Source organism: Algibacter sp. YIN40 (assembly GCF_057219435.1).
The window spans coordinates 1130963-1148358 of sequence record NZ_JBXVVC010000001.1 but is presented as its reverse complement, the minus strand read 5'-3'; the positions used below and the strand labels follow the sequence as shown (position 1 = coordinate 1148358).

General features: G+C 34.6%; 11 protein-coding genes. 5 read left to right on the top strand and 6 right to left on the bottom strand.

Annotated elements, in window-relative coordinates; genetic code table 11:
• Nucleotides 1-13: 13 nt before the first annotated feature.
• Both AC2D6V_RS05355 and AC2D6V_RS05350 read right to left on the bottom strand, forming a co-directional pair.
• Nucleotides 14-3025 (bottom strand): SusC/RagA family TonB-linked outer membrane protein, encoded by a 3012-nt coding sequence (locus AC2D6V_RS05355; protein WP_484647018.1) that lies wholly within the window; start codon nucleotides 3023-3025, stop codon nucleotides 14-16.
• 207 nt (nucleotides 3026-3232) lie between these two features.
• The gene (locus tag AC2D6V_RS05350; RefSeq protein WP_484647017.1) at nucleotides 3233-6097 is read right to left on the bottom strand and encodes a TonB-dependent receptor; all 2865 of its coding nucleotides are present in this window, start codon (nucleotides 6095-6097) and stop codon (nucleotides 3233-3235) included.
• A gap of 286 nt (nucleotides 6098-6383) precedes the next feature.
• Here AC2D6V_RS05350 and aspS point away from each other — a divergent pair, with 286 nt between their 5' ends.
• From aspS to AC2D6V_RS05330, 4 genes are read left to right on the top strand one after another with little or no spacing between them, the layout of a single operon-like run.
• Nucleotides 6384-8138: an aspartate--tRNA ligase gene (aspS, locus tag AC2D6V_RS05345; RefSeq protein ID WP_484647016.1), complete on the top strand. Its 1755-nt coding sequence runs from the start codon at nucleotides 6384-6386 to the stop codon at nucleotides 8136-8138.
• Between the two features lie 57 nt (nucleotides 8139-8195).
• Nucleotides 8196-8906 carry a DUF6503 family protein gene (locus AC2D6V_RS05340; protein WP_484647015.1) on the top strand — a complete coding sequence of 237 codons (711 nt, stop codon included), beginning with the start codon at nucleotides 8196-8198 and terminating at the stop codon, nucleotides 8904-8906.
• A gap of 2 nt (nucleotides 8907-8908) precedes the next feature.
• Nucleotides 8909-10687 (top strand): chloride channel protein, encoded by a 1779-nt coding sequence (locus AC2D6V_RS05335; protein ID WP_484647014.1) that lies wholly within the window; start codon nucleotides 8909-8911, stop codon nucleotides 10685-10687.
• A 4-nt stretch (nucleotides 10688-10691) separates the two neighbouring features.
• Entirely contained in the window at nucleotides 10692-10928 is a 237-nt protein-coding gene (locus tag AC2D6V_RS05330; RefSeq protein WP_484647013.1) for a hypothetical protein, read from the top strand.
• A 40-nt stretch (nucleotides 10929-10968) separates the two neighbouring features.
• Here the strand turns inward: AC2D6V_RS05330 and AC2D6V_RS05325 are convergent, their stop codons facing one another.
• The gene (locus AC2D6V_RS05325) at nucleotides 10969-11418 is read right to left on the bottom strand and encodes a nucleoside deaminase (RefSeq protein WP_484647012.1); all 450 of its coding nucleotides are present in this window, start codon (nucleotides 11416-11418) and stop codon (nucleotides 10969-10971) included.
• A 39-nt stretch (nucleotides 11419-11457) separates the two neighbouring features.
• Between AC2D6V_RS05325 and dxs the strand changes: the two genes are divergently transcribed.
• The gene (gene dxs, locus AC2D6V_RS05320) at nucleotides 11458-13227 is read left to right on the top strand and encodes a 1-deoxy-D-xylulose-5-phosphate synthase (protein ID WP_484647517.1); all 1770 of its coding nucleotides are present in this window, start codon (nucleotides 11458-11460) and stop codon (nucleotides 13225-13227) included.
• On the opposite strand, the gene AC2D6V_RS05315 is transcribed toward dxs, so the two are convergent.
• From AC2D6V_RS05315 to AC2D6V_RS05305, 3 genes are all read right to left on the bottom strand, one after another.
• A complete protein-coding gene (locus AC2D6V_RS05315) occupies nucleotides 13217-13345 on the bottom strand; it encodes a hypothetical protein (RefSeq protein ID WP_484647011.1) in 129 nt (42 codons plus the stop codon). The two genes, dxs and AC2D6V_RS05315, sit on opposite strands and share 11 nt — an antisense overlap.
• A gap of 111 nt (nucleotides 13346-13456) precedes the next feature.
• Nucleotides 13457-16654 carry a PA domain-containing protein gene (locus AC2D6V_RS05310; RefSeq protein WP_484647010.1) on the bottom strand — a complete coding sequence of 1066 codons (3198 nt, stop codon included), beginning with the start codon at nucleotides 16652-16654 and terminating at the stop codon, nucleotides 13457-13459.
• A gap of 22 nt (nucleotides 16655-16676) precedes the next feature.
• Nucleotides 16677-17387, bottom strand: coding sequence for a hypothetical protein (locus AC2D6V_RS05305; protein WP_484647009.1), 711 nt, complete (start codon nucleotides 17385-17387; stop codon nucleotides 16677-16679).
• Nucleotides 17388-17396 lie beyond the last annotated feature (9 nt).

Below are 17396 nucleotides of genomic sequence, written 5' to 3'. Positions count from 1 at the left end.
TTCTTTTTAAGTATTAAAGTCCAACTGATAAGTGAAACATAAATCTTTTAGATGATGGAAAAGGCGCCACCTCAATTCCTATTCCTGCCGCTGCTGAACCAAAATTTGAAACTTCAGGGTCATAACTATCATAATCAAAAATATTAATTAAGTTTCTACCAGATAATCCTACTTTTACATCGGAAACATTGCCATTAAACCATTTCTTTAAGCTATTGCTAGGAATGTTGTAATATAACCCAACCTCCCTTAACTTTAAATAACTAGCATCTTCTATATAAGCGTTTGTGCCAGCTCCTAGGGATAATAACCTATAGTATCCGTTTACAGTTTGACCATCTGGGTCTAAATTGAGCCCATCAAAATCATGACTAGTTCCAGAATCATCTGTAAGAAGGCGAGTTAAATTAACATTTTCGCCGCCTTGTTTCCAATGCCAGAAAAACGATAAAGTAAAATTTTTATATCTAAGATTATTATTAAAAGACATTTGGAAATCTGGTTCTGAGTCACCCATTACAACAGGGTCACCATTAGCATCATTACCATATATTGCTGTCGCGCTTTCTCCTTCTACAATTCTAAAGGTTCCTAAACTCGTTCTAAACCCTTGTGTATTAAATGGGTTTACATCCAATCTAGTTATTTCAGATTTGTTTTTAAAGAAGATAATACCCGAGTCCCAAGAAAAATCCTCTTTATCAAACACTTTCCCATTCAATGCTATTTCAACACCTTTATTTTCTAATTCGCCAGCATTTGCCCAACGAAATGAAAAGCCTGAAGATCCTTGATTATCGGCAGAAAGAATTAAATCTTCTACTGTCTTTTTATAATAAGTAAACTCTAAAGACACGCGCTTATTCAATAAGCCTAAATCAAATCCTAGTTCCAATTCTTTTTGCCTTTCAGGTTGAATTGATGGATCACCAAGTGTGTTAGATGTTACGATTCCTACATTAGGGTCTCCAAAAGGGTCAGTAATGATTGTATTATTATACCGTGTAAATAAGGCGCCATTAGGTGCAAAATTCCCCGCTTCACCATATGCAGTTCTAAGCTTTAATTGCATAGATTCTGGCATGGTAAACAAATTATGTAAATTAGCAGCTATTGATGCTTTTGGATAATAAAACACCTCATTAGCATCACCATTATTTGATGATTTATCACCTCTAATACCTAAAGTTCCTATAATTTTATCTTGATAATTCACTTCCTCTTGAACAAAAAACCCAAAATCTTCCTGTAGTAGTCTAGTTTGTGTAACACCTACATTTGTAGATTGATCTACATTTGATTCTGAAGCTATTAACCCATTTGATGTCACTCTAACTGTATTTTGATCAAATTGATTACTAGTAACCCCTGCCTGAGTTTTAAAATTAAGATTGTTATCAGTAGTATAGTTATGAACTAAAAAAGCAGAGTAATTAGCATCGGTGTTTTGAGTTGTGCCATCCGACGTTAATCCATCCAATCCTAATGAACCAGTATCTGGATTCATAAACTGTAATTCTCTTGGAAAAAATACTGTTGTTTTTAGTGTATAGTTATCAAACCCAGCCTTTAAAAACAATTTTAGATTTTGCTTATCTGTGCTAAATAAATTAATATCTAAACCAGCTCCTGCAATAATGCGATCTATCGATTCATTATTAGTAATGACATCACGAGTATGTATTGGATTGGAAGCTCCTGTTAAATTATCTGGATAAATACCATTGACTGGAAAAAAATCATCCCAAGGTCTAGAAAACAACTGCGTTACACCAATTGTAGTTCCATTATTTTCATTGTTGAAAAATCCTCGATCTGCACTAGAGTTTATATAATTACCTGTTAACGCCAATTTAATATTATCCGTTATTTTGTGATCAACATTTATTCTAAACGACTTTTTCTCTGCACCAGTCCTTTTCACAATACCGTCTTCTTCATTAGAAGTAAAACTACCGAAGAATGTTGTTTTTTCATTCCCTCCAGAAACACTAATATTAGTATTAGTAATAAATCCTTTCTCTCCATAAATTTCTTCCTCCCAATCTACTAACTTCCCCGCATTTTGTGCCGCAGTAAATAAAGCTCCAGCACCAGCACGACCGCCAATACCTGCGCCTGCTGGATTCCCATTTTCTGCTAAATCGGCTGTCCATTTTCTTGTCCCTAATAAATTAATAGCTTCATTCCAACCAAGGGCTTGTGTGAATTTAATTTTTGTTTTTCCTTGTTTTCCTCTTTTAGTTGTAATAATTACAACTCCAGCCGCCGCACGAGCACCATAAATAGCAGAAGCCGATGCTCCTTTTAATATCTCAATATTAGCGATGTCATCAGGGTTAATATCTGCAATTCTATTAGATGCATTATCCTGACTATCTGTAGTAGTAGCACCACCACCAGCAGCTGCAGAAACTTCGTTTAGACCACCAGCAAAAATGCTGTTGTTATTTACATAGACACCATCTATAATGTATAAAGGTTGTCCATTAGCATTAATAGAAGTTACCCCTCTTAGCTTTACCGACATTCCTCCACCTGGAGCACCAGATGCCGCTGTTATTTGTGCTCCGGCAAATTTACCAGCTAAAGCACCATCTAAAGTTTGAGGTGGTGTCCTACCAGCCAAATCATCTGCTGAAACCGAAGCCACCGCGTTTGCAGCATTACTACGTTTAATTGATGATGCTAAACCTGTAATTACAACTTCTTCTAAAGCCGTAGCAGATTCCTTCAAGGTGACATTAACAGCCCCAGAAGCATTAACTGCCTGTTCCAAAGTTTCAAAGCCTAAAGAAGAAAATACTAATGTAACAGGAAAACTGTCTACATTTAAACTGAAATTTCCATCAAAATCTGATGTAACCCCAGTTGAAGTTCCTTTAATAATAACATTTGCTCCTCCTAGAGGAAAACCTGTAGTACCATCTGTAACTTTACCAGTAATAACTCCTTGTGAAAAGGAGATTATTGGAAAAAGAAACAGAATAAGTAAGTACATTTTGAAATGTAATAGTTTAATCATAATGTTTGTTTTTTGAATTAGTTAGGCTAAATATCAGAATAATTTATCATTTTACCATATTTATAGGTAAAAAATTTCATTATTCTTAAATAAATTAGTGGTTTTTATAAAACCTCACAATGCCTAAACATTTATTTAACTGTCTAAAAAATAAAAAACTCCGTGAGCAAATTGCTCACGGAGTTTTAATAAAACATTTTATTATTTTTATTTCAATTTAAAGCTTATTCGTGCGAAAAGGAAACGACCAGCTACTCCAAATTGTTGAGAACGTCTAGACCAATCAAAACGACCACTACTACGGTTAGCTTCAATTGTTCTATCTGGATAAACATCTAACAAGTTGTTAGCTCCAACAGTTAGTGTTAAACTTTCTGAAGCTTGATAACCAAAAGATAAATCGGTTACTAGTTTAGAACTATAAGTCTGCTGATTAGCAACCGTAGTTGTCGCTTCTGAAACCTCTCCAAACCAAACATTTCTTAAGAAAACATTCCATTTCCCAGTGGTTAAATTATTTGTCAAATTCACTTTTGTTCTAGGAACAGCTTCTTCCAAATAAATTCTACTATCCTCGGCAAAGTAAGTACCTACTAGACCCGCATCTTCTAAAACTTTAGAGGCGTTAATATCTCCTACTTGCTTAGTTTTCGAAAATGTTCCTGATAAATCAGACTTTAATCTTGCATTGGTTCCAATGTTTGCCTTGTGTGTTACAACAATATCTAAACCTTTGGATTCTGTATCGATGGCATTTGCAAAAAACGATGCCGCCGAGGCGTTTGCTTGAGACAATAGATTATCTAATTCTGTTCCTGTACCAGGCCCTTTAAACTGACCAGTATACACTACTCTATCGTCAATACTAACAAAGTACCCGTCAACAGTAAAAGTTAAATTAGCATCTGGCATTTTTGCTGTAAACCCTACACTAATACTTTGAGATGTTTCTTCTTTTAACTGCGGAATTCCAAGAAGTTTTGCAGCTCTACTATCATTTGAAAACGTTCCAACTTCAACTGGGATTCCATCTTGGAATATAGTAGAAGTCGAGTTGAAATTTAATTGGTGTAATGATGGCGCTCTAAATCCCGTATTTAAAGCTGCTCTAATATTTACATTTTCACTAGCCTTTAAACGTGTTGCCAATTTAAAATTAATAGTCGACCCAAAATCTGAATAATTCTCAAAACGGGTAGCAAAACTAGCTAAGAACGTTTCAGAAAAATCTGCTTCTAAATCAAAATATCCAGCAATACTACTTCGTCCTCTTGACAACTCGTTTGCAGGGCTAAATCCCGGAAATACTTGAGAGCCTCCTGGTCTAGCTCTATCAAAGAAATCGACTGCAGGAGCCATTAGTGGATTAGTAATTAAATCCCCATCTTGTGTATATTGGCCATAAGAGCCTTCTTCTCCAGCAATTATCTCATAATTTTCTAATCTATATTCAGCTCCAAAGGCAATATTTAAGCCACTCATGATATCATCATAAAATTGATTAATATCTAAATTAACCGTGTTTTGCATAAAGTTAAATCCACCAGCATCAAATGTAGTTGGCGATGCATTTTGTAAAGAAGCATTGAATGTGTTTCCGATTGTATATAAGAATTCATTTCTACCCCAAGTATTACTTAAGTCAACATTCCAACCGTTAATCATACCTTTAATCCCTACTGCAAGAGATTTATCAGTAATCGTTGAGTTGATTTCAGGTAAAAAACCATTCATATAAGCAGGTGTGTACGTTCTACTTTGACTAGGTAGTCTATAGAATCCTGCAGAATTTCCTTTTCTTGAGCTTGCTCCAGCAAAAGAATATAATTCTGTACCTGCATCGTCTAATGGTAGAGACAGGTTTGCAAAAAAGCGCCCCCCACGAACTTGTGATTGCCCAACACGCATGTTATAATCGCTTCTTTGTTGACCTCTAGCAGCTAATTCTGCCGTGGTATTATCGGCACTTAAAATAGTTTGCACATCCTCTCTTGTGGACAATGGATCTATTCCTAATCCTGCCGCATTACCATATTGAATTACATCATCAAGATTTGCCGGATCCAATAAATCAGCAATATTATAACCATCTGCATCAGCAAATCTTTCAACTGTATTATATAAGTTAAAAATCCCACCTTCCCATTCTTTCATTCTACTATAGTCTTCTCTATAATCGAAATCTCCAGTGAAATTTATAAATCCCCCATTATCACCTAATGGTAAACCATAATTAGCACTTACATTGACTGTTTCTCCATCAACACCACCTGTTTGACCATTGGCGTTTTTAGCAAAATTAGCTCCAGTAGTTACGTTTAGCTTAAGCTCATTAACAGAGTTATCTAGTACTATATTTATAACCCCGGCAATTGCATCTGACCCATATTGAGCTGCCGCACCATCTCTCATTACTTCTAATCTTTGAATAGCAGCAGAAGGAATTGCATTTAAATCGGTTCCAACACTACCACGTCCAAAAGTACCATTAACATTTACTAGTGATGAATTATGTCTTCTTTTTCCATTTACTAAAACTAATACTTGATCTGGTCCTAATCCTCTTAGTGAAGCTGGATCAATATGGTCTGTACCATCAGAAATAGTTTGAGTATTCGAGGTAAATGAAGGCGCTACGAAATTTAAAATTTGATTTAAATTTACTTGTGGTCCGGCTGAAGTTAATTCTGAAATATCAATAACATCAACAGGAACTGGCGTGTCCACAGCGGTTCTACTTGGATTTCTTGAACCCACTAAAACAACAGCATCTAAAGCTACTCCAGATTTCATAGTTACATTTACAGTATTACCGCTAACAGTAATTTCTTGAGAATCGTAACCAACGTAAGAAAACACAAGCACATCTCCGTTGTTTGCAGAAATTGAGTAGTTTCCATCAAAATCTGTTGTCGTACCTGTGGAGGTGCCTTTTAATACAACAGAAACTCCAGGAAGTGGTTGCGAAGTGTCGTCTAAAACGGTACCCGAAACCTCTTGGCCTAAGATAAAATTTGACATTCCTAAAAACATCAAAAGTGTAAAAAATTTGATAGGTAATAATTTAATCATAATAAAATTATTTTGAGTTAGTATTGCTAATATATGTATATTATCGACTTTTTTAACAAACATTTCGCAAAACATTATGCACGCATATGAGTTTTTGTTAAAAAAACAATAAAAAAACAATTGTTTTAATAATAATACACCCCTTTGCCTGCGAATATATCATATTCAAATTTTATGTTAAGCAGTTAGTTTTCAACTATAGACCAAACCTTTTCTATCAAAAAAAGAAAGATAAAAATTCATACTCTATCCTATTTCCTTAAATTTGCACATCTAAAATTAGAACATGTACAGAAGTCATAATTGTGGTGAATTAAGAGCTATAAATATTAATACAGAAGTTACCTTAGCTGGTTGGGTTCAAAAATCGCGTGATAAAGGTTTTATAGTTTGGGTAGACTTACGCGATCGTTATGGAATCACACAATTGGTGTTTGATGAAGAAAGAACTTCAAAAGATTTAATTGAAAAAGCTCAAAATTTGGGTCGCGAATTTGTAATTCAAGTTAAAGGCAACGTTATAGAACGAGCTTCTAAAAACCCGAATATCCCAACGGGTGATATAGAAATATTAGTTTCAGAATTAATTATTTTAAATAAAGCTTTACTTCCTCCTTTTACCATTGAAGACAAAACAGATGGTGGGGACGATTTACGTATGAAATATCGTTATTTAGATATTCGTAGAAATCCTGTAAAAAACAACTTAATCTTCAGACATAAAGTAACTCAAGAAGTCCGAAATTATTTGTCTAAAGAAGGTTTTATTGAAGTTGAAACGCCTTATTTAATAAAATCAACTCCTGAAGGTGCTCGCGATTTTGTAGTTCCTTCAAGAATGAATGAGGGGCAATTTTATGCACTTCCACAATCGCCACAAACATTCAAACAATTGTTGATGGTAGGTGGCATGGATAAATACTTCCAAATTGTAAAATGTTTTAGGGACGAAGATTTACGTGCCGATAGACAACCAGAATTCACACAAATAGATTGCGAAATGGCGTTCATTGAGCAAGAAGATATTTTAAAGGCCTTTGAAGGTTTAACAAGACATTTACTAAAAGAAATTAACGGCGTAGAAATTGATAAATTCCCAAGAATATTGTACGATGATGCGATGCGTATTTACGGAAACGATAAACCAGACATTCGCTTTGGAATGGAGTTTGGCGAATTGAATGAGGTTGCTCAACACAAAGATTTTAATGTTTTTAATTCTGCTGAATTAGTAGTTGGAATTGCTATTCCGGGAGGGAACAGTTATACTAGAAAAGAAATTGACAAATTAATTGATTGGGTAAAGCGCCCACAAGTTGGTGCTTTAGGGATGGTTTATTGTAGATGCAATGATGATAGTTCTTTTAAATCATCAGTAGATAAATTCTACGATCAAGACGATTTAGCAAAATGGGCAGAAGTTACTGGGGCCAAACCAGGCGATTTAATTTGTGTGCTGTCTGGTAACACGAATAAAGTAAGAACCCAATTAAGCGCTTTACGAATGGAAATCGCAGAACGTTTAGGTTTACGCAAACCAGATGAATTCGCACCTCTTTGGGTAATGGATTTTCCTCTTTTAGAATGGGATGAAGACACAGAGCGCTACCACGCCATGCACCATCCATTTACTTCACCAAAGCCAGGGCAATTAGAGTTGTTAAAAACCAACCCTGGTGATGTTAAAGCCAATGCTTACGATTTAGTATTGAACGGTAATGAAATTGGTGGTGGTTCTATTAGAATTCATGATAAAGAAACACAATCTTTAATGTTTGACTATTTAGGTTTTACTCCTGAAGAAGCGAAAGCACAATTTGGTTTCCTAATGGATGCCTTTCAATACGGTGCGCCTCCCCACGGCGGTTTAGCATTTGGATTGGATAGATTGGTGGCTATCTTAGGAGGACAAGAAACCATTCGTGATTTCATTGCATTTCCAAAAAACAACTCGGGACGTGATGTGATGATAGATGCCCCGGCACCAATTGACGATGAACAATTACAAGAATTAAGCTTGAAACTTAATTTAAAATCATAAATTTAAATCCTGCTTAGCGCAGGATTTTTTTGTTACTTTTAGTTAATAAAAAAGCAAATGAAAAATCTACTTATTTTAAGCATACTAGTATTTTCAAGTTCTGTCTTCTCTCAGGAATTAACAGGAAAAACATTATTAGAAAGCGCTATAATGTATCATGATCCTAATGGAAACTGGAACAGCTTCAAAGGCAATCTATCCATTACCATGGAAATCCCAGAAAAGCCAAACAGAGATAGCGATATTGTAATTGATTTACCTAATCAATTTTTTTCAGTTACGGCCTCAATCGAAGAAAACAGTTCAGAATACATCGTAAATAAAGATAGTATCACAATAGTTTTTAATGGAGATAAAAATCCGTCAGAAGTTATTTTAAAAGAAAACCGATTAAGTAAAGAAAGAGCGAAGCTCTATCAAAATTACTACACCTACTTGTATGGTTTGCCAATGAAACTTAAAGATCCAGGAGCCATAATTCATGATAAAATTGAATCTAAAGCCTTTAAAGGAAAAGATTATTGGGTTTTAAAAGCAACATACTCTGAAGATGTAGGGAAAGATACATGGTATTTTTATTTTGATAAAAATACCTATAATATGGAAGTCTATCAGTTTTTTCATGATGAATCTAAAAATGATGGTGAATACATCTTATTAACTGACGAAGAAACTATTAATGGAATAAAAATGCCAAAAAAACGTGCTTGGTATATGAATAAAGATGACAAATATTTAGGAACTGATATTTTAAAACAACCGAACTAATAATGCGTTTTAAAAGTATCTTACGTAGATTTTTAATTTGGAAATATAAACATATATCCGAACGGCAGTTTATTTATATACTTAGCATTTTAGTTGGTTTTTTAGCAGGAATTGGGACTGTTCTTCTTAAAAATTTTGTACACTATATTAGATTCCTTTTTGAGTTAGACTTTTTTAACGACTACCAAAACTCTTTATATTTCATATTCCCAATATTGGGATTACTATTAGTTTACATAATAAAACAAATCTGGCTGAAAAAACATATTGGTCATGGTATTTCATCTACACTCCATGCTATTTCTAAACTTAATGGTATTATTCCTCGTTATAACATCTATGCAGCCCTTATTACTGCGCCTTTAACAGTTGGTTTTGGTGGTTCCGTAGGATTGCAAGGCCCCGCTGTAAGTGTAGGTTCTGCTTTAGGGTCAAACGCAGCACGTTTGTTTCATATGAATACTAAAACAAGGATGCTATTAATTGGATGCGCAGCAGCCGGTGCCATGGCATCTATGTTTAAAGCGCCCATTGCAGCTATAATATTCGCTATAGAAATTTTTAGTCTAGATATCGCTTTTGCATCGTTAGTCCCATTATTGTTAGCATCAGTTTCAGCGGTTATAACTTCTTATTTTTTTCTAGGAACAGATGTTTTACTAAGTTTTGAATTAATAGATAAATTTGAAATCAATGATATTTTATTTTACATAATTTTAGGCTTAGTTACGGGTCTAGCATCTGTATACTTTTCAAAAGTGTTTTTCGGTATTACCAACTTCTTTAATCAATTTAAAAGTAGAGCAAAGCGTCTTTTAATTGGTGGTTTAGCCATTGGTACCATACTATATTTTATTCCACCGCTTTATGGTGAAGGTTATGGTATTATGAATAATTTGCTAAAAGGAGACCATCTATCTGCAATAGGAACAACTCCTTTTAATTTAGATTTATCTAACATTTGGATAGTTATTGGTTTATTATTAGGAATTGGCATTTTTAAAGCCATTGCTATGACAACAACTTTTGGAGCTGGTGGTGTTGGTGGCGTATTCATTCCAACATTAGTTATGGGTAGCGTGTTGGGCAATGCCTATGCTAAAATAATTAATAATATTGGATTTGATTTTCAGGTTTCTGAATCTAACTTCACTTTAATTGGTATGACAGGGCTTATGGCAGGTGTACTTCATGCACCATTAACTGCCATTTTCTTAATTGCTGAAATAACTGGAGGATACGAATTATTTGTCCCGCTTATGATAGTTTCAGCAATATCGTTCGCCATTACGAAGTATTATATTTCTCACTCAATTTATACGCTTAAACTTGCTGAGCGGGGTGAATTAATGACACATGACAAGGATCAAAATGTACTCATGGTTCTAGATATTGACAAAGTAATTGAAACTAATTTCATTATACTGAAACCAGATATGAAACTAGGTGATATACTTAAAAAAGCAGTTGCAAAATCCTCAAGAAACCACTTTCCGGTGGTGAACGATGATAATGAATTTTTAGGTGTTATTAGATTAGACGACATAAGAAACATTATGTTTGATGCCAATCTTTATGATAAAGTTGAGGCTTCCAGTTTAATGCACGCTGATGCTGGTATTATTGATTATGATGATGATTCTATGAATGACATTATGGATAAATTCAAAACTAGTGGCGCATGGAATTTACCCGTTATTAAAGGTGGCAAGTATTATGGTTATATTTCAAAATCGAAACTTTTAACAGCCTATAGGCGACAACTCATTAAGTTTACCTAGCATTATGAAATATCTTATTCTAATTTTAGCATTAGCAACCATTACAAGTATTATTCTTGGTTTCACCCTAGAAGTTCCTTACTCACAAAAACTAATCGGCTTTGGAGTCGCTGGGTTATTTTTAGTTGTTTTTCCGTTATTTTCTTACCGCCATTGGAAAGACAAAAACGTTAAAGATTATATGCTCACAAAAGAAAATTTGGATAAAATGCGTGAAAATCAGCGTAAAAAAAAGCATTAGTCAATTATGAGATCCTGAAAAAAGTTCAGGATGACTAGTGTCAATTTAAGTTTCGCTTTTCAACAAAAAACTTTTTTAAAAGCGCTGAAGCCTCTTTTTCTAAAACACCCCCAGAAATAGTTGTTTTTGGATGCAATTTTGTTTTCAAATTAATACAACCGCGCTCTATATCTCTAGTTCCATAAACAATTTTAGAAACCTGACTCCAATGTAATGCGCCTGCGCACATCTGGCAAGGTTCTAAGGTTACATACAAGGTGCATTTTTGAAGATATTTCCCTCCTAAAAAATTAGCAGCTGCTGTGATGGCTTGCATTTCAGCATGTGCAGTAACATCTGTTAAGGTTTCGGTTAAATTATGACCTCTTGCTATTATTTTATTATCAACAACAATGATAGCCCCTACTGGTACTTCTCCTTTCTCATAGGCTACTTCAGCTTCTTGAAGTGCTTTTTTCATAAAATAGGTGTCATCAAAAGGTTCTATCATAATAGCAAAAATACAAATTCATTCTTGTACTTTTGTTCCGTGCAAGAAAGCTTTTTAAATACAATAAAATCCCCAAAAGAACTGCGTCTTCTTAAAGAAAAAGACTTACCCCAACTTGCCAAAGAATTACGTGATTTCATTATTAATATCGTTGCTACCAAAGAAGGGCATTTGGGCGCAAGCTTGGGTGTTATTGAATTAACTATTGCACTGCATTATGTGTTTAATACACCCGAAGACCAGCTTATTTGGGATGTGGGACATCAAGCCTATGGGCACAAAATTCTAACGGGAAGAAAAGACAGCTTTAATACCAATAGGCAGTTAGATGGATTAAGTGGTTTTCCAAAACGAGATGAAAGTGTTTATGACGCGTTTGGCGTAGGTCACGCTTCTACATCAATTTCGGCGACATTAGGAATGGCCATTGCTTCACAATTGAAAGGTGAGGACAAACAGCACATTGCCGTAATTGGCGATGCAAGCATTGCTAGCGGAATGGCTTTTGAAGGTTTAAATCATGCCGGTGTTACCAACGCAAACCTTTTGGTTATATTGAACGATAACGCTATTGGAATCGACCCAAGTGTTGGTGCTTTAAAACAATATTTGACTAATGTAAAAAAAGGTGCTCAAAAACAAGATAATATTTTTGAAGCCTTGAACTTCGATTATTCTGGTCCTATTGACGGCCACAATCTAGATAAGCTTATTTCAGAATTAAATCGTTTAAAAACTGTAAAAGGGCCCAAATTTTTACACATTATTACTACAAAAGGAAAAGGTTTAGAACAAGCTGAAATTAATCAAGTAAAGTATCATGCACCAGGGAAATTCAACGCTAAGACTGGAAATTTAATTACAAAAATAAAAACCGAAGAGCCGCCAAAATATCAAGATGTTTTTGGTCATACTATTGTAGAATTGGCTAAAAAAAATAGAAATATTGTAGGTATTACACCAGCAATGCCAACTGGTAGTTCCTTAAAATATATGATGGAGACTATTCCAGAGCGCGCTTTTGATGTTGGTATTGCAGAACAACATGCTGTAACGCTCGCCGCTGGTATGGCTACTCAGGGATTGATACCTTTTTGTAATATTTATTCTACTTTTTTACAGCGTGCCTACGACCAAGTTATCCATGATGTCGCCCTCCAAAAGCTACCAGTGATTTTTTGCTTAGATCGCGCAGGGTTGGTTGGAGAAGATGGTGCTACACACCATGGGGTATTCGATTTAAGTTATTTAAGAAGCATCCCAAATCTCATCATTTTTGCACCAAGAAATGAAATAGAATTGCGAAACATAATGTATACCGCTCAATTAGGCTTGGAACTTCCAATTGCTATTCGTTATCCTCGAGGCAGAGGCTTAACAATAAATTGGAAGCAACCCTTTTCTAAAATAAAAATAGGAACAGGAGTTGAATTAGAAAAAGGAAATGACTTAGTAATACTAAGTATTGGAAGCATTGCTAAAAATATTACACAAGCTATTTCGAACTTAAATGTTTCTCATTACGATATGCGATTTGTAAAACCGCTAGATGAAAATTTATTACACAAAATATTTAAAGAATATACTACCATTATAACCATTGAAGATAACTCAATAAAAGGTGGGTTTGGTGGTGCCATTTTAGAATTTACTTCACAAAATAACTACCATAATACTATTAAAATATTAGGTGTTCCAGATACGTTTATTGAGCAGGGAAGTGTTACCGAATTGCAGAGGTCAATTGGATTAGACTCAGAAAATCTTAATGCGTATTTTAAAAAAATACTAAAACAAACTATTTCTTAGCAGAATAATACTGTTGCAATTGATCATCTGGTGATGAACTTGAAACTTCATTAATTGCTAATAAGCAAGCACATGTTACAAAAAACACAACAAGTGCACCGAGTAGGTTCTTTTTCATTTTTAGTAGGTTGCTATTAATTCGGGGTTAAATATAGCATCATTATCGACAAAAAACAACTTTTTTTCGATGAAACGCCTATTTTTTTTCGAGTATGCTAATTTTTTCAAGTTAATTTATAATGATTTTCTTAGTTATTTTAAGGTCTCCTGAAGTCAATTTTACTAGATATAATCCACTTGAAACATTTAAATTGACACTATGAATTTGGCCTTTATCTAATGCTAATTTAGAGTTATAAACCTCTCTCCCATTAATGTCAAAAATGTTTACATTACCTCGATTAAATTGTTGCACAGTTTTAATTTTAAAGTTTCCGTTAGAAACGGTTGGGTAAATTTTAACTATATTATTTAAAACATCATTATTTATAGATAAAGTACTACCATCAGCATTAAATTGCCCCGTAAACATGCCTCTTCCGTATGTAGATGCTAATACTGTATTATCAGCAGTTCTTAAATCGAAACTTGTGACTTTAACATCTTTCATACCATTTTGCGCTTGAACCCAATTTGGACTTGTAACACTAAAATCTGGTGTTCCCCAGACTCCTAATTCAGTCCCTAAAATAACCTCGTTGTAATTTAATGGATTTGGCATAATCGCTTTAACTGGTAAATCAGGTAAATCCCCTTCCTTATTCTCCCAATTTACGCCTCCATCAGGTGAGTAAAACACATTGGTTACTCCGTAGTTATGAAATGACACGTAAATATCGTCTTCTGTTTCGCCTAATTCAATACAAGAAATACTCCCGAAAAAATCATTTCCTGTAATTTCACTCCAACCTTGATTAGAATTACTCGTTGGGTTTGTTAATTTAAATAATTTACTATTATCTGTTCCTACAAATAATGCTCCTGAAAAACCCGAAGCTTTAAATGCCGTAGGCTCTCCATCCATAATGGCATCACTTATTTGTTGACTTGTAGCATTTGCCATTCCAAGTTTGTACCTATTGATCTGATAGGTTGCTGTATTTATTGGTGTTCCATTTGAATAAAAATAGTTAGTATTGCCATCAAGTTCTGATGGATTGATAAAATTACCTGAAGCTTGATCTGAATCTATATTATACTCAAAACTCCCATCTGCATAGCTTCTTCTTGTATAAGTATTATAGACAAATGATGCAATTACAAAATCATTATCCTTATCTACAAAAACATATGCACCATCACCACCATTATTAATATCGCCAAAACCATTCAAGCCATTAGTGGCAGCTTCTTCATACAAAACGCCATTATCTTGTGAACCTCCTAAAATCTTTACATTATTTACATCTTGCCCAATTCCTCCTTTATAAAATTGTACCGTATTATAATTTATATTTCTTGAATCAATAACTGGAGGTGAAGAAGAAAGTCCTGTGGCATAATAAACCCCACCATCATTACCTACTAGAGCTTTAGTTTGATCCGTGGGATGAAACACAAATGCATGCTGGTCTGCATGAACTAAAGAAACATTAAGTGCTCCTAAATCATTGTTGTCTGACCATTTAGAAATTTGACTCCAGTTGGACCCAGAATCACTACTTCTAAATAAATCGATTCCACCAACATACACAATAGCATCATTTGTTGGGTCTACTTCAAGCATTAAATTATAAAAAGCTTGACCTCGAGTAAAATCATCTGCAGATATACCTGTATCAGTGTCATCAGGAAGCGTTAAGCTTGTTTCATTTGCAAATCCATCGGTTGTTTTAGACATATATAAAAATGGGGCAATAAGCTGCCCTGTTCCTCCATCTATAGTGGTTATCTCTCCTAATACATAAACGGTGTTTGCATTAGTAGAAGAAACAGCTATTTGCGTTCTTTCACCATCCGTAATAGTCTTTTCTAAACTAAAATTCATCCCATCAGTCGATGATAATATTGCACCTCCTCCAGTACCATATAAATTACCTTTTGTTGCGAGCCAAATCGTATTATCTGTAGCGATTTCAATATCGTTAGGCTCATAAGATGCCCCCTGAGGAGGATTTGGCAAATTTACTTGAGACCAACTAGAACCGCTATTGGTAGATTTATACAATCCAAAATCTTCAATTCCAAAGAAAGATGAAGGGTTCGCATCAGCATAAAATGTTGCTCCTGCAGCTACATATATTTCACTTGTAACACCCAAATCTCTTATTTTAATATCATTTATATGTTGAACACCAGGCGTTACATGATTAGCTAATACTGGAGAAGAAACAGGTTCAATAGTCACATTAACACCCGATCCTAATTGTGCTATAATTGCTTGTCCTTCATCTCTTGAAATCATAACAGATGGAATAGTAACTGTTGCATCTTCACCACCTAGTGAAATAGGTGTTCCTGCATTATTATTCACAACTAAAACGGCTATAGCACCCTCGTCTTGTGCGTTTTTAACTTTTACAGTAAAATTACAATCTCCTCTTTCTACTACTGCTATTTTTCCACTTATAGCACCTCCATTTATCAAAGAATTACAGCCACGCTCAGGATTACCAGAACCATCGTCTACTAAAGCTAAATCTCCAGTAATCATTGTTAAAGTGGGTCCAAAACTAGCCGTTGAAACTTGATATTCTCCAGCAATAACCATGGGAGAATTTACTGTTAGTTTTGCACTAGTTTCAAAGGTTGTTTCTCCAGAAACACCACCAAAAACTCTTGTCCAATTAGACCCTGAATCTGTAGATTTCCAAACTCCGTTACCTTGAACATCCCCTCCAACATAAGACTCTCCAGTACCTACATAAAACGTATTCAAGGCATTTGGATCGTAAGTAATACAAGATATAGATAAGTTTTGTGGAATATTAACTTCTGCCCAGGCTGAACTTGCATTGGTAATATCATTATTTACCCATAAGCCACCACTTACGCCTCCTGCAAATACTCTATTATTGGTATTGTCATTAGGATCGAACATAATAGCTCTTGTTCTTCCGCCAACATTATTTGGGCCTCTTTCAACCCAATCGTTATCCTTTTCACCAGGAACTTTACTAAACACCTTATTATTTCTTAATTGTTCTTGAAGTTTTAAAAGCTTTTCATATTCTGGTTTTCCAGTTAAAGGATTCATTGTTAATTCCCATTCTCTTTCTAAATACTTATTTGGAGGAATCCCTTTTTGTTTACGAGCTTCTTTTGTTAATTTAAGTGTTTCCGCAAATGGACTATTACTTAAGAAGTATTCATGTTGTTTTCTTAAATCTGTTATTTTATCACTTTCAGATTTCAAAGTGAAAACCTCGAAACACCCAAATCCAATCGCCGCCAAAAGGATTAAGTAAATTAGTACTTTTTTCTTCATAAAAATGTAATTAAAACAATTGCTAATTAACGTTAAAACTCCATATTTGACCAATGGTTTTTGCACCAGCATCATCTGAAGTATTGACTTTCCAATAATAGGTTTTTCCAGCTTCAACTATTACGTCTGTGATTTCCGCAGATAGTTCACTAGATACTAATGCCGGATCTGTAGACTCGCCAAAAAACAATTCGTATGTTAATGTATCGCTTTCGTTTGTATCGGCTCCTTTCCAGTTCAAGGTTACAGTACCAGCATCTATATTGCTATCACCCTGTGGACTAACCAACTCTGCTGTAAAAGGTGCGTAATTAGACACGCCTTCACCAGAAGTGTAAAATGCTAAAACTGGACTTGGATCTCCCTCATTCCCTTTACTATCTACCGAAATTATTCTCCAATAATATGCTATCGCTTTTTCTAACGATATATTTAATAAAGTGCCAGAAACTGTTCTATTCTCAATAGGATTTGTTAAATCTCTACTTTTAGAAATTGTGATTTTATAACGTACTTGATCATTATCTGGGTCTGTTGCCTGAGTCCAATTGAAAGCTATGGCATTATCTATGCACAACAAGTTTTCCGATGGATAAATTAAGCTAACTGCAGAGGGTTTTGTGTTTGTTGGTGGTGTAATTTCTCCAGGTCCATCTTCGCCTCCGCCTCCGCCGCAAGAAAGAACAATTAAACTTAGTACTATAATTATAAATATTTGGTTTTTAATTTTCATAGTAATCAT